This is a genomic window from Candidatus Margulisiibacteriota bacterium, assembly GCA_041661965.1.
Classification (GTDB): Bacteria; Margulisbacteria; WOR-1; order O2-12-FULL-45-9; family XYB2-FULL-48-7; genus XYB2-FULL-45-9.
On sequence record JBAZTH010000003.1, the window covers coordinates 358,068 to 382,190 of the forward strand.

At 52.8% G+C, this 24,123-nt stretch carries 25 protein-coding genes; 19 read left to right on the top strand and 6 right to left on the bottom strand.

What is annotated here, in order from left to right:
• Positions 1-165: 165 nt before the first annotated feature.
• From WC772_07525 to WC772_07570, 10 genes are all read left to right on the top strand, one after another.
• Positions 166-363 (top strand): hypothetical protein, encoded by a 198-nt coding sequence (locus WC772_07525; GenBank protein ID MFA6170600.1) that lies wholly within the window; start codon positions 166-168, stop codon positions 361-363.
• Between the two features lie 140 nt (positions 364-503).
• Positions 504-737, top strand: a complete 234-nt coding sequence (locus tag WC772_07530) for a hypothetical protein (GenBank protein ID MFA6170601.1) — start codon at positions 504-506, stop codon at positions 735-737.
• A 118-nt stretch (positions 738-855) separates the two neighbouring features.
• Positions 856-1,140, top strand: coding sequence for a hypothetical protein (locus WC772_07535; protein MFA6170602.1), 285 nt, complete (start codon positions 856-858; stop codon positions 1,138-1,140).
• A 99-nt stretch (positions 1,141-1,239) separates the two neighbouring features.
• Positions 1,240-1,545: a hypothetical protein gene (locus tag WC772_07540; GenBank protein ID MFA6170603.1), complete on the top strand. Its 306-nt coding sequence runs from the start codon at positions 1,240-1,242 to the stop codon at positions 1,543-1,545.
• Between the two features lie 19 nt (positions 1,546-1,564).
• Positions 1,565-3,685 (top strand): hypothetical protein, encoded by a 2,121-nt coding sequence (locus tag WC772_07545; GenBank protein MFA6170604.1) that lies wholly within the window; start codon positions 1,565-1,567, stop codon positions 3,683-3,685.
• Between the two features lie 72 nt (positions 3,686-3,757).
• Entirely contained in the window at positions 3,758-4,312 is a 555-nt protein-coding gene (locus tag WC772_07550) for a hypothetical protein (protein ID MFA6170605.1), read from the top strand.
• Complete coding sequence (locus tag WC772_07555) at positions 4,313-4,696, top strand: hypothetical protein (GenBank protein ID MFA6170606.1); 384 nt, start codon at positions 4,313-4,315, stop codon at positions 4,694-4,696.
• Positions 4,697-4,707: 11 nt separating this feature from the next.
• Positions 4,708-5,760: a glycosyltransferase gene (locus tag WC772_07560; protein ID MFA6170607.1), complete on the top strand. Its 1,053-nt coding sequence runs from the start codon at positions 4,708-4,710 to the stop codon at positions 5,758-5,760.
• On the top strand, positions 5,741-7,327 hold the full coding sequence (locus tag WC772_07565) for a hypothetical protein (GenBank protein MFA6170608.1): 1,587 nt from the start codon (positions 5,741-5,743) through the stop codon (positions 7,325-7,327). Before WC772_07560 ends, WC772_07565 begins: the two co-directional genes overlap by 20 nt.
• 12 nt (positions 7,328-7,339) lie before the next feature.
• Positions 7,340-7,762: a hypothetical protein gene (locus WC772_07570; protein ID MFA6170609.1), complete on the top strand. Its 423-nt coding sequence runs from the start codon at positions 7,340-7,342 to the stop codon at positions 7,760-7,762.
• Here the strand turns inward: WC772_07570 and WC772_07575 are convergent.
• Genes WC772_07575 through WC772_07585 form a run of 3 tightly spaced genes read right to left on the bottom strand, consistent with a single transcriptional unit; the run spans position 7,754 to position 10,815 of the window.
• The gene (locus WC772_07575) at positions 7,754-9,070 is read right to left on the bottom strand and encodes a hypothetical protein (protein ID MFA6170610.1); all 1,317 of its coding nucleotides are present in this window, start codon (positions 9,068-9,070) and stop codon (positions 7,754-7,756) included. The genes WC772_07570 and WC772_07575 overlap by 9 nt on opposite strands.
• Complete coding sequence (locus WC772_07580) at positions 9,071-9,775, bottom strand: class I SAM-dependent methyltransferase (protein MFA6170611.1); 705 nt, start codon at positions 9,773-9,775, stop codon at positions 9,071-9,073. It lies immediately after the preceding gene.
• Positions 9,772-10,815: a phosphotransferase gene (locus tag WC772_07585; GenBank protein ID MFA6170612.1), complete on the bottom strand. Its 1,044-nt coding sequence runs from the start codon at positions 10,813-10,815 to the stop codon at positions 9,772-9,774. The genes WC772_07580 and WC772_07585 overlap by 4 nt, the downstream gene beginning before the upstream one ends.
• A 67-nt stretch (positions 10,816-10,882) precedes the next feature.
• Here WC772_07585 and WC772_07590 point away from each other — a divergent pair, with 67 nt between their 5' ends.
• Complete coding sequence (locus WC772_07590; GenBank protein MFA6170613.1) at positions 10,883-12,010, top strand: class I SAM-dependent methyltransferase; 1,128 nt, start codon at positions 10,883-10,885, stop codon at positions 12,008-12,010.
• Here WC772_07590 and hisA read toward each other — a convergent pair.
• The 3 genes from hisA to WC772_07605 are packed head-to-tail and all read right to left on the bottom strand — an operon-like array spanning position 12,007 to position 14,191.
• Positions 12,007-12,714, bottom strand: a complete 708-nt coding sequence (gene hisA, locus WC772_07595; GenBank protein ID MFA6170614.1) for a 1-(5-phosphoribosyl)-5-[(5-phosphoribosylamino)methylideneamino]imidazole-4-carboxamide isomerase — start codon at positions 12,712-12,714, stop codon at positions 12,007-12,009. The two genes, WC772_07590 and hisA, sit on opposite strands and share 4 nt — an antisense overlap.
• A complete protein-coding gene (gene hisH / locus WC772_07600) occupies positions 12,711-13,328 on the bottom strand; it encodes an imidazole glycerol phosphate synthase subunit HisH (protein MFA6170615.1) in 618 nt (205 codons plus the stop codon). Before hisH ends, hisA begins: the two co-directional genes overlap by 4 nt.
• Positions 13,319-14,191, bottom strand: coding sequence for an ROK family protein (locus tag WC772_07605; GenBank protein ID MFA6170616.1), 873 nt, complete (start codon positions 14,189-14,191; stop codon positions 13,319-13,321). The genes hisH and WC772_07605 overlap by 10 nt, the downstream gene beginning before the upstream one ends.
• Positions 14,192-14,348: 157 nt before the next feature.
• On the opposite strand from WC772_07605, the gene groES reads away from it, so the two are divergent.
• From groES to ligA, 8 genes are all read left to right on the top strand, one after another.
• Positions 14,349-14,645: a co-chaperone GroES gene (gene groES, locus WC772_07610; GenBank protein ID MFA6170617.1), complete on the top strand. Its 297-nt coding sequence runs from the start codon at positions 14,349-14,351 to the stop codon at positions 14,643-14,645.
• Between the two features lie 15 nt (positions 14,646-14,660).
• Complete coding sequence (groL, locus tag WC772_07615; protein ID MFA6170618.1) at positions 14,661-16,313, top strand: chaperonin GroEL; 1,653 nt, start codon at positions 14,661-14,663, stop codon at positions 16,311-16,313.
• A gap of 181 nt (positions 16,314-16,494) precedes the next feature.
• A complete protein-coding gene (gene nusA / locus WC772_07620) occupies positions 16,495-17,631 on the top strand; it encodes a transcription termination factor NusA (GenBank protein ID MFA6170619.1) in 1,137 nt (378 codons plus the stop codon).
• Positions 17,632-19,767, top strand: coding sequence for a translation initiation factor IF-2 (infB, locus tag WC772_07625; protein MFA6170620.1), 2,136 nt, complete (start codon positions 17,632-17,634; stop codon positions 19,765-19,767).
• On the top strand, positions 19,764-20,144 hold the full coding sequence (gene rbfA, locus WC772_07630; protein MFA6170621.1) for a 30S ribosome-binding factor RbfA: 381 nt from the start codon (positions 19,764-19,766) through the stop codon (positions 20,142-20,144). Before infB ends, rbfA begins: the two co-directional genes overlap by 4 nt.
• Positions 20,095-21,081 carry a bifunctional oligoribonuclease/PAP phosphatase NrnA gene (locus WC772_07635; GenBank protein MFA6170622.1) on the top strand — a complete coding sequence of 329 codons (987 nt, stop codon included), beginning with the start codon at positions 20,095-20,097 and terminating at the stop codon, positions 21,079-21,081. The genes rbfA and WC772_07635 overlap by 50 nt, the downstream gene beginning before the upstream one ends.
• Positions 21,081-21,866, top strand: coding sequence for a tRNA pseudouridine(55) synthase TruB (truB, locus tag WC772_07640; protein MFA6170623.1), 786 nt, complete (start codon positions 21,081-21,083; stop codon positions 21,864-21,866). The genes WC772_07635 and truB overlap by 1 nt, the downstream gene beginning before the upstream one ends.
• Positions 21,863-23,848: an NAD-dependent DNA ligase LigA gene (gene ligA, locus WC772_07645; protein ID MFA6170624.1), complete on the top strand. Its 1,986-nt coding sequence runs from the start codon at positions 21,863-21,865 to the stop codon at positions 23,846-23,848. The genes truB and ligA overlap by 4 nt, the downstream gene beginning before the upstream one ends.
• The last annotated feature ends 275 nt before the right edge of the window (positions 23,849-24,123 follow it).

Consider the following 24,123-nt stretch of genomic DNA (forward strand, 5'->3'; position numbering starts at 1 on the left):
CAAAGGGAGAAGGAGTGATTCTTCTCGTCAACAACCTCAAAACTCCCTCTCCCTCTGGGAGAGGGTTGCTAAGTACTAGCTAAACAAGCGGTTCCACTCGGGTGAGGGCTATTGGATGCAAGTTTTCGGCTTAATCGTCCGATAATTAAGTGAGAGGTGAGTTTAATGGCTAGTGTTAACAATGTTGGCGGTTCTTATAACGCGGCGGCGCAAGCCCCAAAAGCTAGTGAGAGCGCCCAGATATCCAGGAAAGATATCCAGGACCTTTTCATTAAGAATATCATTGCCCAGGCTAAATCAGCCGTCGGCAGTTCCTCGACCAAGATGAACATCTGCGTGACCGGCAAGGGCGGCAAGGCGTAAGCGGTTCAACCCCACATGACCCTCACCCAGTAAGAAGCTTACAGCTTACAGCTTACAGCTTAAAGCTTAAAGCTGTAAGCTGTAAAGGGAGAGGGTTGAGGGCGCAAGTTTTCCCCCTATCCCCACGATAAATATATGGAATGGATATTTCAAGTAACTCTTCAGTCAGCAGTGACCTTCAGCGGGGGGATAACAGCCTCTCCGGTTTGGGGGGAGGGAATGACCCCCTTTCTCGTCTTAATGATCGGGTCAGCAGCGCGCTGAAGCAGGACGATCAGACCATAAATAGCGTCGATTCCCAGGCGGTAAAAAAGATGATCTCGGAAATGTTCTCTATGCCCCAGGCGGGCCTGAACCATAACACGGTCGTCTGAAAAAAAGGCTGAAATCGCATGCAAGTTTTTTGCAGGCGGTCCCGATAAGTATATGTCAAGGGTTGAACGAGTTCCCGCTCTCGACAGGCGGGCGAAATAAACAGGAGGTGAACAAGGTATGTCTACTTACTCAGGTGCGGTTAATGATTTAGGAAATGCTCTGGATAAAGTTCAGGAAACTCTCGGCGCTAAGATCGAAGAGTTGGCTAGTAACATCGATAGTCTTTCCGCGGCGGCTAAATCCGGCGACGTTACGGGTGCCTCCGGAAATGTGACTGACGGTGGTATTGTTAAACTGCAGTATTGCATCAATAAATTAACGGGCGCTGCTGAACATGGGACTTCGACCTTTACTAAGGCTGAAGCTAATTCCAAACGGATCCAGCAGATGGCGATTCAGTAAACGAAATTTGGGAGGGGGAGCGATCCCCCTCCCTAACTCATGGGAAAGCTCTTCTCATGACTTAGGGATCAGTCAATCCAATAAAGGAGACGAAATAAAATGGCAGGGTTAAATCCAATTATATATACCGGGAATGTCGAGTCCAGTTTTGACGCCAAGACTACAATCAAATCGAAGTATAACGAGTTTGTCGATATCCTGGCGCAGATCTCGGACGCGATGATCAATGACAGTGAAATGACCTTCCCGTCGTTCCCGAACCAGAAAGTCAAACCGTCCGACGCTTCTTTTGCCGTTCTTTCGTCTTACACCATGGACCAAATCCAACAGCAGATGGAATCGCTCCTTGATTCCGTCAAAAAACGCTCCGAGCTCGACAAAATGACCTACGGTTTGTTCGGCTAAATAAGCCGGAGGAGACTGAATGTCAACTAACTTCCTAGCGAAACCCCGAAGACAATATAACGTCCAGCCGGACATCCTTAACTTTCCAACCAAGAATAAGGAGCTGTCCCAGGACTTTAATTTCGTCATGGAGATGTTCAAGTTTTTCCCCAAAATGCAGCAGCTCTCTTTTGAAGGGCGCCGCCGGCCGGAAGAAGAAGAGGCCAAAAAGACTGTGGCGGGGTGGGACCTGTCGGAAGAATGGTACCAGTCCTTGAACGAATACACCCTCAATGATAGCCAGGCCAATGCGCTATACGGCGATCAATACGCTAATAAAGACCATTATGGCGACGCGAACTGGAAGCCGAGAACCAACGAAGAAGTCGCGAATAAGTACGAAGCGCTGGGCTACAACGCCTGGAATTGGCACACCGATTGGGTTTATGGCTTTAACCATTTTACCATCGGGGCCTCGGCCGGCGAGTATTTCTGGGGAGAAAAAGTCGGCACCGGGCTGGGGAACGTCGATTTTATCGCCGAAGGGCGGGAATGGAACCACCTTGAGGAGCGGACCCCGGTCGGCGGGTTAGCCGCTCTTTTCACGAACAATAAAATCCCGAAAGATAAGGATGCATCGCTTGATCCTGATGTCAACCGGCCTTTCTTTATCAATTCTTTCCTGACCTCGATTGGTTCCAGTTGGGACGAAGTCAACGCCATGCTCAATAAATACCAGAACCAGAGCTTTTACCAGCTCGTCATGAACGCGACCCAGCCTGACCGGACTGGCGCTTCTTATCTGTCGATGAGCGACCGGGAGAAATTTCTTTTGGTCGCGGTCATGGTTGAGTCCAGGAATAGAGTTTATTCGATTTCGGAAAAGATCTTTGGCCCGGTCTCTCTGACCTGGGACGACAAGCAGATGATGGCCCATTTTGATAAATGGCTAAGTGAAAACAGCCGCTCCGCGCTCTCTCATGGGGTCAATGCTTTCCGGATCCTCTTTGAGATGCAGCATCTTTTCCTGAACGAAATGGCGATGTTTTCCGCGACCGATCAACATCGGGGTTATGCCGCCGGGGTCCTCGATCGTTATGCTTTTCAACAGTTTTCTAATGATCTGGGGGCGAGGAATTATCAGGACGGCGACTTTAGCGGCGGCAAAGGGGCCTTGTTCCGGTTTATCGAATCAAGGGGCATTCCCTTGAATTCTTCGGTTATGGCCTTTTTAAGAAGCAATTTGGCCAACCTGACTATCAACACCAAACCGGAAGATATCGCTTTGCCGGATGGTCTCCAGGGTTATGGTCCCCAGCTCCAGGCGGCCAAATGGCTTCTGGAACAGTGGTTCGGCGCCAATAAGGTTTTGGCCGGTTATAACAATATGCCGAAATCGGAAACCTATGGGCCAGTGATCGACTTCACTAAAAAGGACCAGGAAAATGGTTATGTGGAAGATAACGGGATCAAGGTCCCCTGGTCGATCTCTAACCCTGGGGCGGCCCGCAGTTACGGTTGGGACCGGGTTTCCGGTCCATACTTTGACTGGCGCTATGATTCCCGGAGTAATAACTTTATTAAAACTGATGACAGTCAGTATCAGGAAAACAGCCCGGAATGGACCGGCGTTTATGAATCATTAAAAGCGAAATATGGGTTGTCTTACCTTAACCCGAATTCATATAGTGACTACTACAACCACCGGAACTATACCAGAATGTTGATCGGCGGCTTGGATACCCAGGAGATCGCGGGACGGAGCGGGAACTTAGAACCGTATTTCAACAGTTGGGCGGTCTATGAACTGGGGAACATGATCCGCTACGGCGAGATTAAAGATAAGGCTAGAATGAACGTTTACAACTTCATGGAGTCGGCCGAGAAATTCCGCTACAAACGGGCGCAGGAAAAGTTTGAGGAAGAAAAAGACCGGATCCGAGACGATGAATCTCAAGACGAGAAGAATTTGAACAAGATCAAATCCAGCTATAAAAAGGCGGAAAAATTCGGCGAAACCATGATCAAGAAAGCTGAAATCGCCCAGAAGCAGGCGCAGAAGAACCTGGAACAGAAAACCGACGCCAAGAGGGCTGAAAAATCCCATTCGGACAGAAAAACGGCTTCCCAAGGGCCCAAAAAAGCCGCTAAAAAAGCCTAAAAAGACCCCCTGAATAGTGCAAGTTTTTCCCCTCAAAATCCGATATAATTAGTAGGAGAAGGGTGTTTAATTATGACTACTAATCAAGCAATTGGAGCGCAGGTTGGCAATAGCGCCGATAAATATTATGCCGCGATGTACCGCAATCCGGCAAGTGATAACTTGGCCGCGCGGGAAGCCGGCGAGCTCCGGTCCGGTGATTCAACCCGTGAAACCGGCTTTAATTGGGACAAGGACAGCCAGGGTGACGCTAACCTAAAAGCCGGGGTCGCCGATAGTTTGGTTTTATCGACCTCGACTGTTTCCCGGACGACTACTTTCCAACCGGTTGTTTCCACCCGCGGGGCGCAGGCAAAACTTCAGCAATTTAAAGATCAATTGACCTCCAAACTTCTCCAGTCTTACGAAGAAGTCTTTCGCAACACTTTCCACTGGAACCTGCCGCTCGCCAGCATGGCCAAATGGTCAATTGATAACATTTTCAATCGCCTGACCATTCTGGGTGTTGAACAGGGAAAACTTCAGCAAGTTCGGCAGGAGGTGACGGTCGCGATGCGGAGCGAGAACCGGGGAAATATGCGCCAGGTCGTCGAGACCGAGGCTTATCAAGAAGTGGGGATTGCCTAAATGGGCAGAAAAAGTAAAGCGCAAAACAAGGTCGTTAATGAACTTAAGAACCAGCTTCTGGTCCAGGCGGAACGGCTGGGGATCAGGAACGAGTATTCTCCCGCCTGGTTTGTGGAACAAAAAGTCCTGGCGTTCGGCAAAGTCCTCTCCGAATTATATGCCGAGCGATCAAATCTCGAGTATGAAATGAACATGCTCGGCTCCGATAAAAAAGATCTGCTCATCAAGCTGGAACGGCTTCATTCCTATATTCGCAAGGCGGAAAGCCTGCGCGAAAGATATACCAGCCAATTTGACCAGTTGATTGACAAAGGGTATAAGATAACCGAAAATACCCAGAAGCTTGACTGCCTCCACCGGACTGAAGTCAAAGCGCTCGCTTAAAAGGAGTTGCCATGCTCTCGATCTGCATGATCGTCAAGAACGAAGCGGAGAACTTAAAGCTAACCTTACCGGCGCTGGTCAAACTGGCCGCTGAAGTGATCATCGTCGATACCGGATCGACCGACGCGACGATTGAAACCGCCGAAAGCCTTGGCGCGACGGTCCGCAATTTCGAATGGATCAATGATTTTGCCGCCGCCCGCAACTTTAGTCTTTCCCTCGCTAAAAGTCCCTGGATCATGTGGCTCGATGCCGATGAATATCTTAAAGAAGAAGAGCTGGCGGCGCTGCTCAAATCGCTTAATGAAGCTCCGGCCGAGCATAAGGCTTACCAGTTGATCCTGACCGAATCCCCTTATGGCCAGACTGTCCGGGGGACGAGCTACCCTCGAGTCAAGGTTTTCCGGCGGGGGGAAGGGATCCATTTTGAACGGACCATCAACGAGCAGGTTGTCGATGCCAAAGGGAAGCTGGTGGACGGCGAGATCCTGCCGATCGTTATCTATCACTGGGGACGCTTCCTGACTGCCCAGCGGATGGCGGAGAAGAAAGCCCGCTATTATCGGATGTACGAGAATCACCTCCGCGATCAGGCCAACGATCCCTACGTTAATTTTCTCTTGGCCGATCTGTTAAAGGAAGATAAACGACTGCCCGAAGCTTATGACACCTACGCTAAAGCGGTTGAATTTGCCGGTTATGACGGCCGGTTGAAAAAGGACGCCCTGATTAAAATGGCCGAGATCGGCCTCAAGATCGGGAAGTTCAAGGAGTCGTTCGCTCTGGCCAAGGAAGTACTGGCGCTCGATCCGGAAGCGATCGCTCCCAAGAGCGTGATCGCGACCTTGTTGATCGGCGTTGAACAGCTTGACCCGGCGATCGCCTTAATGGAAGAAGCGCTGCAGAAAAGCGAAGAAACCGTCGACCCGATCCGGGACAAGATCATCCCGCGGGTCGTCCTGGCCGACGCTTATGCCAAAAAAGGCGACCAGGTGAAAACGGCCAAATATCAGGCCGAGGCCAAGGCTTTGGAGGAAAAATATAATGCCCGTCCAGCAGAATAATATCCAACAACAGGCGATCGCCGCCAACATGGCGGCGGCCGACCGGGTTTCCGACGCCAATAAAGAAGAAGTTATCCGGGAAGCCCGCGATACCCGTGTCAGTAACGCCGAGAGCGTCGTTAAGCAGGCCCTGAACGGGGCGACCGGCAATAAAGCGGGGAACCAACTGCTGGCTTCGCTGATGACCAAACTCGGCGATGCCTTCTCGACCGACAAGATCCTGGGGAAGTTTGAGCGTGAAGGAGCGGTACCGGAAGGAAAAGAAGATTACAGCGATACGGTTACGATCAAGTTGGCCAACAGCCGGATCGGCAAAACTTCCAACAAAGGGAGCCAGGAACGCGGCGGGGAAGAGGGCGATAGCCAGCGGCAGCCGGAAGTCAGGGATTATTTAAAGACCTATTCCCAGTTCCTGGTCAACGGCGGGACCGAACTAAAGAAACAAGTTGAGAAGCAGGAAAGCAACCTGATTGAACACGGCAAGGTCAAAGCCGGGGAACTGATGAAGTACCGGGCCGACATTGCCAAATCGGTCCGTCAGGAAGTGATGAAGCAGGTTAAAGAATCTTTCCAAAAAGAGCTCTTCGCCCAGGGGAAGATCGAATCGATGATCGCTCACAACGGGGTTCTCAAGGCGGCCGACTGGGCCTATTTGAACGAACGGATCGGCGGCAAGGAATTCGGCGGAATGAACACCTCTCTAAAGGGTTCGATCGATGAAGCGGCTGGCCAGGCCAAGGAAGAGATCAACACCTTTATGCAGGACGAACTTTCCCGCGCGGTTGCCAAGAAGATGATCGCCGACGGCGATGAAGCGGCCAAAGCGGAGCGGGAGATCAATGAATTGCTTAAGGTCGCGAGCAAGTGCGGCTTTGACGTTAATAACTTTATGCAGGCCGCTTCCAAGATGATCAATGACCAGGGGTTGATCCCGATCTTCGGTAACGAGCTGGCCGCCCAGGCCCAGATGGGAGAGAACAGTGATTCCGGCGAGCGTCAGCAATACCAATATAGTGAAGAAGAAGAAAAAGATGTCCTGATGGAACGGATGCGGGTCCTTTACATGCAGCGGGCGATCAGCGGCGACTGGCGGGGAAATCTGGATGTCTCCTTCAAAATGATCCGGACCAGAAATGGGTTGGTTAAGCTGGGGATCAAAATGGATGACTTCTCTCGCCTGGAAAAAGAGGGGCGCCAGCTGGCCAAGCTCAAACTGATCCAGATGCTGGAAGAGGGTTTTGGCGAAAGAGCTTCCTACGCCAAACTGCAGGGGGCTGCCTGGACGATGACCGAAAAGAAGATCAAGAATGTCCTCCGTAACCTGGTGAAATTGGGGGTCGAACTTGACGATAAAGACTTAGAAGCGATCCGGAACAAGATGAACGACAAGGTCTTTGCCGAGGTCGAGCATGAACTGAACATGATGGACGGGGCGCTGCAGGCCAGGGATTCGAACTACCTGCGGAATAAACGGAAAACTGCCCTGCAGATCCTGGACCGGCTCTCCAAGGAGTCGAATATTCCTTGGAATTATGATAAAATTAAGAAGGTTGAAGTCGCGACTTAAGGAGGAGTATATATGGGTGACATGGAAGTTTCCGGTTTTGGTGGTTCTCAAGGCGGCGTAAGTTATAATCCGATGGAAGAGACGATGAATCGTCATTTTCAATTGATCGAAACGGCGCTGAAAGCGAGCGACGATATTACCCAAAATCTCTTGACCCAGATCAAAGATGCCGAAAAAGATCTGGCTAAATTTAGAAAGAGCCTGGATGAGAAGAAATTACGAGAAGCCCTGCCGCAACTTAATAAATTGCAGGCCAGAGTCGATAATCTTCTTAAAATGCTCGATTCCAGCGCGATCTCTCTGACCCCGTCCGGGAGCGAAGCGCGGCGCAGTCTGGGGGTCCTTAAAGCTCAATTAACCGATGCCCAGGAACAAGCCAAGCGGGCCCGCCCAGCCGGCGGAGTTGTTCCGCCCCAGGATAACAACCTAATCTAAGATCTTGCGGATATTCTCTTTGAGGCCCGGCCGCGAATTGTTTTCCCGCCAGAATTCAGCGGCAATCTTGTTAAATATCCTCACCGCGACCGAACGTGGTTGTGTTTTTAACCTTTCCCAATGAGGGCCTTTAGCCGTCAACACTTGTTCGATTTCTTCACTGTTCCACCACTCGCCGCAAAAATCATAAAAAATACGCCAGAGGGGACTGTTCGGCGAGTGTTCAACGACGAAATTAACCTCTTTTAACGCCGGATTAAGATCCTTTGGAGTAAAGTCGACGGGGGCGTTGATATGGGGATTCTCTCCTTTTTTTGCCTCCGTGGTATAACCGATGCCGAACATCCTGGCCAGGTCAAGGGCGGCGTTGATATTTTCAATGACTTCAGCGGCTTTGCCTCCGGCATTAAGATCGTTATTTAAAGTATTGAGATAAGCGTAAACCTGTTCTTTCAAAAAGTCTTTCAGCGCGACCAGTCCCTTTTCGGTCCGAACGTAAAAAGCGGAGCGCCGGTCGGTTGCCAGGCCGTACTTGTTCCGGTAGAGCCCGTAACAGAGGACCGTAGCCGCCGGATGAAGGCTAAGATAAAGGAAGGCGAGCAGGTTTAAACGAAAAAGGGAGAGCCCTTTGGTCCTCCTCCCGTTTGGATAATCCCATTGCTGGAGAAATTCACCGAACAGTTCGGTCAGCCCCCCCATGATCAGGACGCATTCCTGAAAGATCTTTAAGCCGAAGTTTAGGGTCGGGGCCGAAAAATTCTTGCGGAGGAGAGTTAGCGGCAAGTTGTTGGCCTTGAAAAACTCGGCCGTAAAATATTTAGCCTGCTCCGGCACCAGAATCGGATACTCCTGGTTGCCAAGATATTCCGGGTCATCAAGGAACGTGCCGTTACAGCTCTCCAGAAAGAAATTGTGTTCGGTCGAAAAGATCAGCGGAAAAGTCTCTTCCCAGTTGCTGATGTTGAGCAGCGGCGTTTTCCAGATGAATTGGTACTGTTCCAGGGTAAAGTGATGCGGCGCGGTCAGTCCGTCCATCGGATAGTCGGTCAGCGGCAAGCCGTAAGCGATGAATTCGTTGAAGTGAACGTGCCCCTTTTCGCCGAAATAATGCTCTTTGGGCTGGTAATAGGGAAGCGCCGCCAGGAGCTGGGCGGGATGGACGTCGCTTTCATCTTCCGGTTTGGGCAAGGTCCCGAGGGAGACGTAGTTGAACTTGAAGTTTTCAAACAGGGCCAGGACGATCGACCGCCAAGCCAAATAATTAGGGCTTTTATCTTCCGGATCAAAGAGCGGGGGGAAACGGAGCATTCACTTGACCCCCTTAAACCCGCCGAAAGCGGCAAAATGATAGCGTTTCCAGAAGAGTTCGACCTCTTCGAAGCCTGATCTTTTCAGCCACTCCAGGTGATCTTCGACCGGGGCGGGAATATCTTCGGTCTCGTACTTTTTCTTTTCGTAGCTTTTTTCAATGTACTCTTCGGAGAAACCGTGTTGGCGCATATTATCTTTCCAGATACGCATATAAATGTCGGTGATCCGGGGGGAGCGCGATTTGATCAGGTCGCCGATGAGCAAAGCGCCCGGTTTGATGACCTGCCGGGCGATCTTTTTGATCAGGCCCGCTTTCTCTTTGTTCTCCAGATGATGCAGGGAGAGGTTCAGGACCACGACGTTGAATTGTCCGGGGGGGATCTCCCGGTCAAAGCCCATGTTGATCAGGGTCAGCCGGGGCGCGTAGTTGGCCAGACGCTGGCGGCAGATGGCGATCATTTGTTCGGAGAAATCAACGCCGGTTACTTTAACATTGGGAAAGCGTTCCAAAACTTTCCGGGCAAAATTACCGGTCCCGATCCCGAGGTCGAGCAAAGAAAAAGCGTCATTTCGCTGGAAGGGAATAAAGTGCAGGAGCGTTTCGTGCATGTCCAGATATCCGGGAACGTGTTTTAAGATCCGCTCGTCAAAACTCCGCGCGTCGCTGTCAAAGTTGATCTTAGTCTGGTCGCGGTTTTTCACTGGATCTCCCGGCTTAAATGGTCGACGAAACAGTCGGTCACGGCGGTGTTGGTCAGGAGCGAAAGCCACGATTCGGCGTAATGGACGTCGCGCCTTTTTTCGTTCAGGAAAAACCGGGTCTGTTCAATCGCAAAGATCAGGAAAAAGAGATCAAGCACGCTTTCCTGGCAACTTAGAGCGAGGCAATATTTTCGGCTGGCGGCGCGGAACTCGTCGATCAGGAAACGGGCCCGGGCCTGCCGATCGGCTAACGGCCGTTGTTGCGTCTCATTTGTTTCGCCGTAGAACATGATCCGGAAGGCGACCATAAAGAAGTTGTAGAGATCGAGGAAGGGAAGCCCGTTGTTTTGCGCGTCTTCCCAGTCGAGCAGGATCAGGTCTCCCTCGGGGGTCAGCAGGATGTTCCAGGGATTATATTCGTGATGGACCAGGACTTCGGGGACCGTTTGCCCGGCCCAGCTTTTAACTGCCAGAAATTCATTCAGATATTTTTCCAGATGGGCGATCTGGTTGGGATAGTATTCCAGGATTTCCCGGACCGGGCGGAGCAGGCGCTGTTCAATGAAGGAATCGTTGATGACCAGCTTTTTTCCCTTGGTCCTGGCGCTGTAAGTGGTCAAGAGATCGACTCCGATCCTTAAGAAGCGGGCGACCTTGGCCAAATCGTTCTCGGCGTCGATATACTGGTGGAGCATTTTCCCTTCGTAGCCTCTCATCAGCAAGACCGGAACCGAGTCGATCTCAATCAGCCGGAAAAGCTGCGGCCCTCCGCGCAATTCCTTGAGTTTGGCCGCTTCGTTGCGCAGAGCGGCAAAAGCGATCGTTCCTTCGCGGTAACGGGGAAGTTTGAGGACGACGGCCGGTTTGCCGGCATGATAGATCATAAAGGTCAGCAAGGAATGAAGGCCGATCTTTCTGATCGGCATCAATTTGAAATCGAGCTTGGTTTGGTCAACTTTGGGGAGGCCGAGCTTGTCCCAATCGGTCAGGACTTGGGCGGCGATTTTCTTGAAATCTGTTTGGGTGTATATCATCGGCATTTTCTTGATTTTATCCGACAAAAATGAGGTTGTCAATTTCAGAGCGTTAATTTATAATCCAAAACACATGACTAATCTAGCCTGTCCGCGTTGCCTCGGAGACCTGGTTAAAAAAAATAACGGCCTTTATTGCGCCCGCTGTCAGTCCGTTTATTCGGCCGATAAGATCCTGGATTTTTCTTCTTCCGCCCGGAGCGACTGGGAGCAATTGACCCCCGAACAGTACGAAGAGCTTTTTGCCGATTACCGGCGGCTTTCGTGGCGGGAGGCGTTGGAGCGAATCTTCCTCAAATATTGGGACCAATACTTGGTTGACTACAACACCAGCCCGGAACGCTCCGTTTTTATTGACGAAGTGCTGGGGAAAGAGATCGATCTGGCCGGAAAAGATGTGCTCGAGATCGGCTGTAGTTTTGGGAACATGAGCCGGAAACTGGCGGCGAGAAGCCGCTCGCTGGTCGCGGTCGATACCCCGAGGAAAGTCATCGAATGGTTGAACCTGGTAAAAGAGAAAGAACGAATAAATAATTTAAGCGCGATCAGGATCGATAACCTTGATTTTTCTTCCTTGCCGTTCAAGGACGGGAGTTTCGATGTCGTGGTGCTTGGCATGACCTTGCAGTGGATCGGGACTTCGGAATCGGGGGAATCGCCCGATGTTCTGCAGCGGAGGGTCTTGGCCGATATCAATCGGGTCCTGAAAAAGGACGGCCGCTTATGCTTTTTTGATAAGAACCGTTACTCGTATAATTATTTTCTGGATGAACCTGACCCCAGTACTCTGAAATACGCTTCTCTAATGCCGCGCTGGCTTGCCGACCTGTACGTGAAGTTGCTGGCGCCGATCAAGAGACGGGATAAAAAACATTTCCGTTACGTTAAAGAGGTGACCTTGGCCGGCGCGCGTTACCGCAACTATCGCCATTCGCTCCCTCAAATAAGGAAAATGATCGCCGGGGCCGGGTTTGCCGACCTTAAATCTTTCATTCCTTTACCGGGCGTTAGATTCCAGAAGCTCTTTATCCCCTTGGCTGATGAAAGGGCGGGGGAGTTATTGTTTGCCAAATGGTTTAGCAAGTTCAGGCAGGCAATAAAAGGGCATCCGGTCGTAAAAATGTTTTTTTGGGTAATGTTAAAAATGAAGCTCGCCCGCTATTTGGCCGACGGCTACCTGATAATCGCGAAAAAGGGCTAGACGATCTCTTCGAGTTTTAACTTGCCGTCGTAGAGAGCTTTGCCGACGATGCAGCCTTCCGCGCCGATCTCTTTGAGCTTCTCGATGTCTTCTTTGGTGGAAACGCCGCCCGAGGCGATGACCGGGACCTTGACCCCGTCCATGAATTTCTTGATCGAATCGACGTTCGGGCCTTCGAGCATTCCGTCCCGGCTGATGTCGGTGTAAACGAAGCGTTTGACCCCAAGGCCGATCGCTTCCTTAGCCAGGGTGAGGGTGTCTTTCTTGCTGACGTACATCCAGCCTTCGACCGCCGCGAATTTACCCTTGGCGTCGATTGCCACGGCGATCTTGTCGCCGAACTTTTCGCAGACGTTGCCGAGCAGGTTGGGATTTTTGATGGCGGTGGTGCCGAGAATGATCCGGTCGGCGCCGAATTTAAGCAATGACTGGATGAGGTTGAAATCGCGCACGCCGCCGCCGATCTGGATGGGGACGGCGACTTCCTTGATGATCGCTTTGATGATCTCGATGTTGGCGGCAATGCCGGTCTTGGCGCCGTCGAGATCGACGACGTGGAGGCGGGGAGCGCCGGCCGCTACCCAGCGCTTGGCGACTTCAAGCGGTTCGGCCGAATAAACGGTCTCCGAACCGTAATTTCCCTGTTTGAGGCGGACGCATTTCCCCTGGAGCAGGTCAATCGCCGGGATAACTTCAAATTTCACTTGCACAGTCCTCCAAAGTTTTTTAAGATGGCCAGGCCGACCTCGCCGCTTTTCTCGGGATGGAATTGGATGCCGAACAAATTGTCCTTCCAAACAGAGGAGGCAAAATCGTAGCCGTAATCTGTCGTTGTGGAAACGATTATATCATCTTTTGGCTGGACATGGTAGGTATGGGCGAAATAAACCATACTGCCGTCCTCGATCCCGCCAAGGATCGGTGAGGGTCGTTTGATGCGCAGCCGGTTCCAACCCATGTGGGGGACGCTCAATTCCGGCTGGTCGGCAAGCGCGAAACGGACCACTTTCCCTTTCAATATTCCCAAGCCACCGAGCTTTCCTTCTTCGGAAGAGTCAAAGAGGTGCTGCAGGCCGAGGCAGATGCCAAGAAACGGTTTGCCGATTGCGATCGCCTCTTCAATCACGCTTTCCAGCCCTAGCGAGCGGAGTTCACTGATCGCCGGGTCGAACGAGCCGACCCCGGGGAGAATGATCCCTTTGGCGTTGCGGATGGTCGTTCGATCGCGGGTTATCTCCGGGGAAAAACCGAGCTTGGCAATCGCTTTTTCGACGCTCCGGAGGTTCCCGGCCCCGTAATCGATGATCGCTATAGACATAACGCCGCCGCTCCCAGGACGCCGGCGTTGGTGCCGAGCTTGGCCGAGACGATCTTTACCGACTTGGCCGGCAGGTAGAGGGCATATTCCTTAAACTCTTTTCGGACCGGGTTAAAAATCAGCTCGCGCATTTTGGCGACGCCGCCGCCGACGATCACCAGTTCCGGATTGAAGATATTCACGAGATTAGCGAGCCCGACCGCTAAGTAATGGGCGGTTTCGTCAATTACCGCCAGCGCTTTCTTATCTCCCTGGCGGGCGGCCAGCTCCACCGATGCGCCGTCCATCCCGGCCCGCTTCCGGATCGCCGTCCCTGAAGCCATCGCTTCAAAACAGCCGACATTCCCGCAGCCGCAGGTAAAGCCTTGCGGATCGATAATCATGTGGCCAAACTCGCCGGCCGAGCCGTTAGCTCCGCGGTAGAGTTGGCCGTCAATAATGATCCCGCCGCCGATCCCGGTGGAAACGGTGATGTAAATAAAGTGCTTGCGGCCGATGCCGGCGCCGAATTTGGCTTCGGCCAGCGCGGCGCAGTTGGCGTCATTGTCGATATTAACCGGAAGCTTGAATTCCTTTTCCAGGATCTGTTTGAGATTGACCTGTTTCCAGCCGGGGAGATTGGGCGGGCCGATGACGACCCCTTTTTCGTAGAGGATCGGCCCGGGGACCCCGAGGCCGATCGCTTTGACCGGTTCTTTACTGGTACAGATCAAATGGCTGATCGCTTTTTTGATCGCGCCGATGACGTGCTTTTTACCTTTATGCGCTTCGGTCGGGATATTGACGTCCGTGACGATCTTGCCGGTCTCGGCGACCAGCGCGGCGGCGATCTTCGTTCCCCCAAGATCAACTCCAATGAACATTATCTTAGTATAACCAGTTTTTTTTCCTCGCGCAACAGATTAGTGGACCCAAGTCGGGCGTATCAGCTTCGCTTGACAAGAAAAATCCGCTCATGCTAAGATGTTAGCACTCGATCATGGAGAGTGCTAATAAGAAATCAAGGAGGTGAGTTCAGGTATGGCAAAGGTGAAGTTAACCCCGATTGGCGACAAGGTGGTGGTGAAGCAGGACCCCGAAGAGATCAAGACCAAGTCCGGCATCGTTCTCCCTGAAACGGCGAAGGAAAAACCGTCGGAAGGGACGATCGTGGCGGTAGGGACCGGTCGGATCCTCGATAACGGCCAGAAAGTTCCGCATGAAGTTAAAATCGGCGACAAGGTCTTGTACAGCAAGTACGGCGGGACCGAAGTCAAAGTTGAAGGCGAAGAATTTATTATTTTGTCCGAAAGGGACATTTTAGCGATCAAAGCATAAAGGAGGCGACTTTACATGGGAGCGAAAGAGATACTGTTTGGAGACGAAGCGTGGAAAAAGCTCGAAAAAGGAGTCGCCAAAGTAGCCAACGCGGTTAAGGTTACTCTCGGCCCGCGCGGACGAAACGTGGTATTAGAGAAGAAATGGGGATCGCCGACGATCACCAATGACGGCGTGACCATCGCCAAGGAGATCGATCTGGAAGATCCGTACGAGAACATGGGGGCCCAGCTGTTGCGGGAAGTGGCCAGCAAGACCAACGATATTGCCGGTGACGGAACGACCACCGCGACCGTGCTCGGCCACATCATATTTAAGGAAGGGCTGAAGAATGTGGTCTCCGGCGCCAACCCGATGTCGATCAAACGCGGCATCCAGACGGCGGTTGACATGTCGGTCGAAGATCTGAAAAAGATCAGCAAGACCGTTGATTCCAAGGAAGCGATCGCCCAGGTCGCCACGATCTCGGCCAACAACGATTCCGTGATCGGCGCCCTGATCTCCGACGCGATGGAAAAAGTCGGCAAGGACGGGGTTATCACGGTTGAGGAATCAAAAGGGATCGAGACCACTTTGGACGTCGTTGAAGGGATGCAGTTTGACAAGGGGTACGCTTCTCCATACATGGTTACCGACCGGGAAAGAATGGAGTGCGTCCTCGAAGACGCTTTTATCCTTTTGAGCGATAAGAAGATCAGCGCGATCAAGGACCTTTTGCCGACCCTCGAAAAGGTCGTCCAGCTGGGGCGGCCGCTGCTCATTCTGGCCGACGAGATCGAAGGGGAAGCCTTGGCGACCCTGGTCGTCAATAAACTGCGCGGCACCATTAACGCCGTCGCGGTCAAAGCCCCGGGTTTCGGCGACCGGCGGAAAGCGATGCTCGATGATATCGCGGTCCTGACCGGCGGCGAAGTCGTGGCCGAAGAAAAGGGGATGACCCTCGAAAATATCAGCGACGCCTGGTTGGGTAAGGCTAAGAAAGTGGTCATTCGGAAAGAATCGACCACGATCATTGAAGGGGCCGGCACCGCCAAAGCGGTGAAGGACCGGATCGCCCAGATCAAGAAAGAAGTCGAAGCCTCCGACTCTTCTTATGATAAGGAAAAACTTCAGGAACGGTTGGCCAAACTCTCCGGCGGCGTCGCGGTCATCAAGGCCGGGGCGGCGACCGAGACCGAACTGAAGGAAAAAAAGCACCGGATCGAAGACGCCCTGTCGGCGACCCGTGCCGCGGTTGAAGAGGGGATTATTCCGGGGGGCGGTTCCGCTTTTGTCCACATTGTTTCCGATCCGAAGTCGAAACTGATGGAATTCTGGGCCGGCGCGCAAGGTGATGAAAAAGTAGGCGCGGCGATCGTAATCAGGGCGCTCGAAGAACCGCTCAAGCAGATCGCCTTCAATGCCGGATTAGAAGGTTCCGTGGTTGTCGAACGGGTCAAAAAAGAAAAGACCGGGATCGGTTTCAACGCCCAGTCGCTTGAATATACCGATATGTTCAAGGCGGGGATTGTTGATCCGCTTAAGGTCACCCGTTCCGCGCTGCAAAATGCCGCTTCGATCGCTTCCATGCTCTTGACCACCGAAGCTTTGGTGGCCGAGATGCCGGATAACGATAAGAAGCAGGCCCCGGCGATGCCGGGTGGCGGCGGCTATGGCGACATGATGTAGTTTTCGGCTGAATTCAGGCTGTTTTAGGGAGGGTCGGAGCTTATTCCGACCCTCCTTAATATTCCAGTCCGGTTGACATTGGAATAGGCGGTTGCTATAATTCTTGTGCAATCAACGGGAGTCGAATTTTATTGAAAGGAGTGGGATTTTCTTCCCACTTTTGCGTTTATAGGGGGACAAAATGAAGATCGAAAATTTTGGGGCGATGCTGGAAGAGATCCAGAGGGAACGGGGCCTTTCCAAAGAGGTCCTGTTGGAAACTATTAAAGCCTCCCTCCTTTCGGCCGCAAAGAAAAGATTTAATGAAGGCGATAATATTGACGTCCACATCTCTGATGATGGGGAGGTTAAACTTTTAAAGATCGTTGAAGGGGTGGAACCGGAAGATGTTACTCCGGCTGATTTCAGCCGCTTTGCCGCCCAAACTGCCAAACAGGTAATTATTCAACGCTTAAGAGAAGCCGAAAAAGAAGAGACTTTTGACGAGTTCACCAAAAAGCAGGGGGAGATCGTCAATGGGATCGTGCAGCGGAAGGAATTCGGCGGTTACCTGGTCAATCTTGGCCGGTTGGAAACTATCTTGCCGGTCACCGAACAGATCCCGGGGGAAGCTTTCCGGGAGCGCGACCGGGTCAAATTCTACATTGTCGAAACTAAAAAAACCTCAAAAGGCCCGCTGGTCATTATTTCCCGCTCTCATCCCAACCTGGTCCGGCGGCTCTTTGAAATGGAAGTGCCGGAGATCAAAGAAGGGATCCTGGAGATCAAAGGGATTGCCAGAGAACCTGGCAAGCGGACCAAGGTCGCGATCTTCTCCAACGACCCGAACGTTGGCGCGGTCGGGACGTGCGTCGGTAAAATGGGCCAGCGGATCCAGAACATTGTTCGCGAACTGGGGCCCGAACGGATCGATATCGTGGAATGGAGCGATAATCCTAAAACTTTTATTTCCAACTCCCTTAGCCCGGCCAAGGTCAATAAAGTTGAATTAAATGAAGCGGAAAAAAGCGCTAGAGTCCACGTTTCCGATAAGGAAGTTTCGCTGGCGATCGGCAAAGAAGGCCAGAACGTCCGGTTGGCGGTCAAGCTGACCGGTTGGAAGATCGATCTGATCTCTGAAGGGCGGGAAAACCCGCCGGCCAGCCCAGCCGCGCCGACCGAAAATTATAAGGTCCATGAATTAGCGAAAGAACTTGAACTTGCCAGCAGTGATCTGATCCAGAAACTGCGGGAAATGGGTTTTTCCGTGAAAGCGGCGAACTCGACCGTGCCGCCTGAAGCGGTCGTCAAAATAAAAGCAGAGCAGAAGGGGAACTAAGTGGCAAAGATTACCAAGACCGAAAAAGCTCCCAAGAAAGCGGCCGGAAAAACTGTTAAAAAGACCGAAAAAGCCCCGGCAAAAAAGGCCCCGGCTAAAGCGATTGTTAAGAAAGTTGAAGAAAAACCGGTTGAGAAACCGAAAGCAACCCCTAAAGTTGCTGAGAAACCGGTTGTTAAGCCGGTTGAAAAGCCAGTCGTTAAACCGGTCGAGAAACCAGTTGTCAAAGCGGTTGAAAAACCGATCGTAAAACCAGTTGAAAAACCAGTCGTTAAATCGGAGCCAAAGCCGGTCGTTCCTGTTCCAGCTCCAGTCCCACCACCAGTAGTCATCCCGCCGCCAGAACCAGTTGTTGTCGTCAAGCCGGCTCCGGTCGTGCCGCCAAAACCGGCCGCTCCGGCGATCGTGATTACCGGTGATGATATCTCGGTCAAAGATCTTGGTGATAAACTGCAGATCAAAGCCTCCGACCTCATTAAGGAATTGATGAGAAAGGGGATGATGGTGACGATCAATCAGCGGATCGCGGCCGAAGTCGCGAAAGAGGTTGGCACTATTTTGGGCAAAGAAGTCGTCCTCCAAGCGGCGCAGGAAGTGACCATCACCCATCGCCAGCATAATATTGAAAAACGGGCCCTTCGTCCGCCGGTCGTGACCGTTATGGGGCACGTCGACCACGGTAAGACCAAACTCCTTGACGCGATCCGCAAAACCAAAGTTGCCGAAAGCGAAGCCGGCGGCATTACCCAGCATATCGGCGCGTATCAGGTCAAGGTCCAGGGACGCAAAGTGACCTTCCTCGATACCCCGGGCCACGAAGCTTTTACCGCCTTGCGTGCCCGCGGCGCCAAAGTTACCGACATCGTCATCCTGGTCGTGGCGGCCGATGACGGGGTCAAACCGCAGACGATCGAAGCGATCAACCATTCGAAAGCGGCCGGAGTGCCGATCATCGTGGCGATCAACAAGATGGACAAACCGGACGCCAACCCTGACCGGGTCAAGGCCCAACTGGCCGAACACGGGCTGACCCCGGAAGATTGGGGCGGACAAACCGTGACGGTCCCCGTTTCCGCCCGGCAGTTGACCGGGATCGATGAACTGCTGGAAATGGTCCTTTTGGTGGCCGACCTGGCCGAACTGAAGGCTGATCCGGAAGCCAAGCCGATGGGGGTGGTTATTGAGTCGCGGCTCGATAAAGGGCGCGGTCCGGTAGCGACCCTGCTCATCAAGAACGGGACCTTAAAGATCGGTGATATTTTTGTCGTTGGGTCAACCTACGGTAGAGTGAGAGCGTTATTTACCGATACCGGCGCGAGGTTGGAAAAAGCCGGTCCGGCGATGCCGGTCGAGCTCCTCGGCTGTGCCGAAGTCCCGGCCTCCGGCGATGTCTTGGAATGGATGCCGACCGAAAAAGAAGCCCGCCAGATCGCCGAACAGCGGAAAGATTCGCAAACCAAAGCGTCGCGCAACAAAGTCGTCTCGCTCGAAGATTTCTCCAAACTGGTCAAAGAAGGCGAGAACAAAGACCTGCCGCTGGTCATTAAAGCCGACGTGCAGGGTTCGATCGACGCGATCACCCAGTCGTTGCAGGATGTCCGGGTCGGGGGGATCGGCGTTCACATCGTCCATGCGGGGGTCGGCGGGATCAATGAATCGGATATCATGCTGGCCAAAGCTTCGGGGGCCATTCTGGCCGGCTTCAACGTCGGCTTTGAAGGAAATTCCGAAGTCATGAGCCTGGACGAAGGGGTCGAAGTCCGCAAGTACAATATTATTTACAACCTCCTCGACGACGTTAAACTGGCGATGGAAGGGACCCTGGAGCCGGAATACGAGGAAGTGGTCATCGGCCACGCCGAAGTTCGCCAGCTCTTTTCCTTCTCCAAGGTCGGGACGATCGCCGGTTCTTTCATTACCGACGGCAAGATGGTCAGAGGGGTCGGGATGAGGATCTTCCGCGGCAAAGAAAAGATCTATGAAGGGAAGCTGGAAGCGCTCAAGCGCTTTAAAGAGGATGTCAAACAGGTGGAGCAGAACTATGAATGCGGTATTTCCATCAATGGTTATACCGATTTCAAGGTCGGAGATATCGTCGAAGCTTTTGAGACAAGAGAAAAACCCCGCCAAAGATGACAAGAGTTGAACGAGTCGAAGAAGTGATCCGGGACGAAGTCAGCAAGATCATCAGACAGGAAGTCAATGATCCGCGCATCGGCTTTGTCAGTATCACCAAAGTCGAGATGTCCCCCGATCTGCGCAACGCCAACATCCACGTCAGTATTTTCGGCGATGAAAAACAAAAAACGGAAGCGATGGACGGCCTGCGTTCAGCCACCAGATTTATCAGAGGAGAGCTGGGGAACCGCGTCGATTTTCGGGCGACCCCGGAGATCCGCTTTGTCCGCGACGACTCGTTGGAGAAAGGGAGCCGGGTCTTAAATCTTATCCGTAAGCTGAAAAATGAAGAACATCCCATTCGAACAAATAAAAGAACTTCTAAGAAAGGCTAACACGGTCCTGGTCGCCGGGCACAGCGATCCCGACGGCGACTCGATCGGTTCGATGCTGGGGCTGGGTCATCTGCTCCAACTGTCGGGTGTTACCGTCCACTATCTTTGCGTCGACGCCGTTCCCAGGGTTTACGGCTTCCTCCCCGGCGCCGACAAGATCAAAAAGAACCTCCCCTTTAACCAGATATTCGACCTCCTGTTCGTCGTCGACTCTTCCGACCTTTCCCGCATCGGCGATAAGACGACCGATTTCCGGGCCGTCGCCAAAAAGATCGTCAATTTGGACCATCACCCCGACAACACCAATTTCGGCGATATCAACTGCGTCGGCAGCGCTTCTTCGGCCGCGGAGGTGGTCTTTGACCTGGCGGCTTACCTAAAACTGCCGTTTAATAAACAGATCGCCGAATGCCTCTATGTCGGTCTGATCACCGACACGGGTAATTTTCGCTACGAAAACACCTCGGTGAAAACTTTTTGCATGGCGGCGGAACTGATGAAGTACGGGATCAACACCCATGACATTACTACCCGCATTTACGACACCCGCACCGTCAAGGCGGTGAAAATAGCCGCGTTGGCCCTGGCGAACGTTCAGTTCGCGGGAGAGGGGAAGATCTGCTGGTCGGCGATAACCGGCGAAATGATGGAACAGGTCGGCGCGATGGGGGAAGACGTGATCGGGATCGTCGATCATCTCCGGTCGATCGAGGGGGTGGAAGTGGCGATCTTTTTTCGGGAAAAAGAAGGGATGGTCAAGATGAACTTCCGCTCCAAGAGCCGGGTCAATGTTTCGGAGATCGCCCGGAAATTCGGCGGCGGCGGGCACATTAAGGCGGCCGGGGCCGGGATGGCCGGCCCGATCGAAAAAGTAGAGGCGCTGGTGATCGCGGAAACGGAAAAGCATATCCAGGCCCTCAAGTATTTGGTCACTTAATGGACGGGATAATTATTGTCAATAAACCTGCCGGCTGGACCTCGTTCGACGTCGTCGCTAAGATCCGCAACCTCACCAAAGTCAAAAAAGTCGGTCACTCCGGGACCCTCGATCCAATCGCGACCGGGGTCTTGCCGGTCTTTCTCGGCAGCGCGACCAAGCAAATTGAACGGTTCCTGAACGGGGACAAAGGGTATTTGGCTGAGATGTTGTTAGGAGTTAAAACTGATACGGGTGATGCTGACGGAAAAGTCATAAGACAAAATGAAAAATGTAAAATTAAAAATGAAGGAATAGAGAAAGCATTTGAAAAGTACAGGGGTAAGATCAAACAGGTGCCGCCGATGTATTCGGCGATCAAGATCAAGGGGCAGAAGCTGTATGAGTTGGCTCGTAAGGGGATAGAAGTTGAGCGGGCGCCCAGGGAGATCACGATCCATAAGCTGGAATTGATCCGGCCGGACGGAAAGAGGCCCGATTCAGAGCTGATCGCCGGGCTGGTTGACGGGTGGCCGGTGTCTGGTCCGGATGAGTTTCAGAGGGTCGTCTTTTACGTGGAGTGTTCTAAAGGGACTTATATCCGGAAGCTGATCGAGGACGTAGGTGACGATTTGGGGTGCGGCGCCCATATGACCAGATTGGTCAGGACCTACGCGCATCCTTTCCATTTATCGCAGGCGCTGGACCTGGAAACAATCGTCACCATGGGCCAACACGACCAATTAGCGACGGTGATAATCAAACCGGAAGAAGTCCTCACCTCAAGCGGAAGCGGAGCCCAATGAGCAAAGAAGAAGCAAAGAAGAAGATCGAGAAGTTACGGCAAGTGATTCAGCACCACGACAATCTTTACTATGTTCAGGACCAGCCGGAGATTGCCGATTCGGAATACGATAAGCTCTTCCGCCAACTGGTTGAGCTGGAGAAGGAATATCCCGATCTGGTGACCCCCGATTCCCCAACCCAGCGGGTGGGGGGCGAGCCGCTCAAAGAGTTTAAGCCCTACCACCATAAAAAGCCCCTTCTTTCCCTAGATAACGCCATGAACCTGGAAGAACTTGACGACTTTGACCGGCGGGTCAGAGAGGCCTTGGGGGAAGAAAAGATCGAGTACGTCGCGGAACTGAAGATGGATGGGTTGGCGGTCGCCTTGGTCTATAATAATGGTCATTTCACGGTCGGTTCGACTCGGGGGGATGGAGTCCGGGGTGAAGATATCACCCAAAACTTGCGGACCGTTAAAGCGATCCCACTGGGCCTAAAAGAAGAGCTCGATCTGGAAGTCCGGGGGGAGACCTATCTTCCTTACGACGACTTCCTGAAACTGAACGAAGAGCGGCAGGAAAAGGGAGAAGCCCTTTTTGCCAATCCCCGCAACGCCGCCGCCGGATCGGTCCGCCAGCTAGACCCAAAGATCACCGCCGGACGGCCGCTCGATATTTTTCTTTATTACGGCGAGGTGCCAGAAATGGCGACCCATCTCGAAACCCTCAAGTATTTGAAAAAACTTGGCTTTAAGACCAATCCGAACACCCGGCTTTGCCACGGTCTCTCCGAAGTTAAAGAATACATCAAGGAGTGGGAGAAGAAACGGGAAAAGCTCCCTTACGAGATCGACGGGATCGTAATCAAGGTCAACAAACTAGCCGACCAGAAAAAACTCGGCTTTACCGCCCGCGCCCCGCGCTGGGCGATCGCTTTTAAATACCCACCGATGCAGGCAGAGACGGTGATCGAAAACATTGAAGTCCAAGTCGGCCGGACCGGGGCGATCACGCCGGTCGCCCACTTAAAACCGGTCCATCTGGCCGGAGTTGTCGTTAAACGGGCGACCCTCCACAACGAAGACGAGATCCGCCGCAAAGAGATCAAGATCGGTGACCACGTGAAGGTCCAGCGGGCGGGGGAAGTGATCCCCGAAGTGGTTGAAGTCGTTAAGAACAAACGGAGCGGCCACGAGAAAGAGTTTCATATGCCGACCCATTGTCCGGTCTGCGGCGGGAAGATCTACCGGCCGGAGGGGGAAGCGATCGCCCGCTGTACGAACGCCACTTGTCCGGCGCAGGTGATGGGGCGGGTCCGCCTTTTTACCTCCCGCGAAGCGATGGACATTGAACATGTCGGTTGGGCGCTGATCGATCAGCTGGTCGAAAAGAAACTGATCGCCGACGCGGCCGATCTCTACACTCTCACTAAAGAAGCTATCCTTAAACTTGAACGGATGGGGGAGAAGTCGGCCCAAAACGTGATCGATTCGATCCAGGGGAGCTTGTCGCGGCCGTTCGATCGGCTGATCTATTCCCTGGGGATCCGGTTAGTCGGCCGTCGGACCGCCCAACTCTTGGCCGATCATTACGTTGATATCGATGAGCTTTCTAACGCGACCGCCGAAGAGTTGGGGAAGATCCACGAGATCGGACCGAAAGTCGCGGAAGGGATCGTCGTTTTCTTTAAGGAAAAAGCTAACCGCCATTTAATTGAAAAACTAAAAAAGGCGGGGGTGAAAGTCAAAGGTGGTGGCCAGCGGCAGAGTGGCCCGCTTAAGGGGAAGAAGTTTGTTTTCACCGGCGGGATGGAGTACTACACCCGGCCGGAAGCGGAAGATTTGGTCCGCCAGCTTGGCGGCTCGGCCAGCTCCGCAGTCTCTAAAGAGACTGACTACGTCGTCGCCGGGACCGATCCCGGCTCCAAGTACAATAAAGCGAAAAAATTGGGCGTGACGATTTTGACGGAAGAGGAGTTTGTGAAGCTCACAAAGAGATCTTAACGATTCATGGAAGCCGGCGAATGAAGGCGGAAACCTGCGGCAATATCGCCGCGGTTTCCTTGGGTTTATGTAGGGACAGGGCTTGTCCCTGTCCGAAGGATCAGAAAGACTGGGAAGACCGCGAATGAAGGCGGATTGCGGCTTCCGAGAAAAGCTGAGCAGACCGACGGAAACCTGCGACAATATCGTCGCGGTTTCCTTGGGCTTATGTAGGGACAGGGCTTGTCCCTGTCCGAAGTAATGGGAAGACCGGGACGCTGTCCGCCGAGGCGGAT

Excerpts from the sequence above, each read along its gene's own strand:
- WC772_07525 (MFA6170600.1), top strand. The coding sequence starts at position 166 with ATGGCTAGTGTTAACAATGTTGGCGGTTCTTATAACGCGGCGGCGCAA.
- WC772_07530 (MFA6170601.1), top strand. The coding sequence starts at position 504 with ATGGATATTTCAAGTAACTCTTCAGTCAGCAGTGACCTTCAGCGGGGG.
- WC772_07535 (MFA6170602.1), top strand. The coding sequence starts at position 856 with ATGTCTACTTACTCAGGTGCGGTTAATGATTTAGGAAATGCTCTGGAT.
- WC772_07540 (MFA6170603.1), top strand. The coding sequence starts at position 1,240 with ATGGCAGGGTTAAATCCAATTATATATACCGGGAATGTCGAGTCCAGT.
- WC772_07545 (MFA6170604.1), top strand. The coding sequence starts at position 1,565 with ATGTCAACTAACTTCCTAGCGAAACCCCGAAGACAATATAACGTCCAG.
- WC772_07550 (MFA6170605.1), top strand. The coding sequence starts at position 3,758 with ATGACTACTAATCAAGCAATTGGAGCGCAGGTTGGCAATAGCGCCGAT.
- WC772_07555 (MFA6170606.1), top strand. The coding sequence starts at position 4,313 with ATGGGCAGAAAAAGTAAAGCGCAAAACAAGGTCGTTAATGAACTTAAG.
- WC772_07560 (MFA6170607.1), top strand. The coding sequence starts at position 4,708 with ATGCTCTCGATCTGCATGATCGTCAAGAACGAAGCGGAGAACTTAAAG.
- WC772_07565 (MFA6170608.1), top strand. The coding sequence starts at position 5,741 with ATGCCCGTCCAGCAGAATAATATCCAACAACAGGCGATCGCCGCCAAC.
- WC772_07570 (MFA6170609.1), top strand. The coding sequence starts at position 7,340 with ATGGGTGACATGGAAGTTTCCGGTTTTGGTGGTTCTCAAGGCGGCGTA.
- WC772_07575 (MFA6170610.1), bottom strand. The coding sequence starts at position 9,070 with ATGCTCCGTTTCCCCCCGCTCTTTGATCCGGAAGATAAAAGCCCTAAT.
- WC772_07585 (MFA6170612.1), bottom strand. The coding sequence starts at position 10,815 with ATGCCGATGATATACACCCAAACAGATTTCAAGAAAATCGCCGCCCAA.
- WC772_07590 (MFA6170613.1), top strand. The coding sequence starts at position 10,883 with ATGACTAATCTAGCCTGTCCGCGTTGCCTCGGAGACCTGGTTAAAAAA.
- hisH (MFA6170615.1), bottom strand. The coding sequence starts at position 13,328 with ATGTCTATAGCGATCATCGATTACGGGGCCGGGAACCTCCGGAGCGTC.
- WC772_07605 (MFA6170616.1), bottom strand. The coding sequence starts at position 14,191 with ATGTTCATTGGAGTTGATCTTGGGGGAACGAAGATCGCCGCCGCGCTG.
- groES (MFA6170617.1), top strand. The coding sequence starts at position 14,349 with ATGGCAAAGGTGAAGTTAACCCCGATTGGCGACAAGGTGGTGGTGAAG.
- groL (MFA6170618.1), top strand. The coding sequence starts at position 14,661 with ATGGGAGCGAAAGAGATACTGTTTGGAGACGAAGCGTGGAAAAAGCTC.
- nusA (MFA6170619.1), top strand. The coding sequence starts at position 16,495 with ATGAAGATCGAAAATTTTGGGGCGATGCTGGAAGAGATCCAGAGGGAA.
- rbfA (MFA6170621.1), top strand. The coding sequence starts at position 19,764 with ATGACAAGAGTTGAACGAGTCGAAGAAGTGATCCGGGACGAAGTCAGC.
- WC772_07635 (MFA6170622.1), top strand. The coding sequence starts at position 20,095 with ATGAAGAACATCCCATTCGAACAAATAAAAGAACTTCTAAGAAAGGCT.
- truB (MFA6170623.1), top strand. The coding sequence starts at position 21,081 with ATGGACGGGATAATTATTGTCAATAAACCTGCCGGCTGGACCTCGTTC.
- ligA (MFA6170624.1), top strand. The coding sequence starts at position 21,863 with ATGAGCAAAGAAGAAGCAAAGAAGAAGATCGAGAAGTTACGGCAAGTG.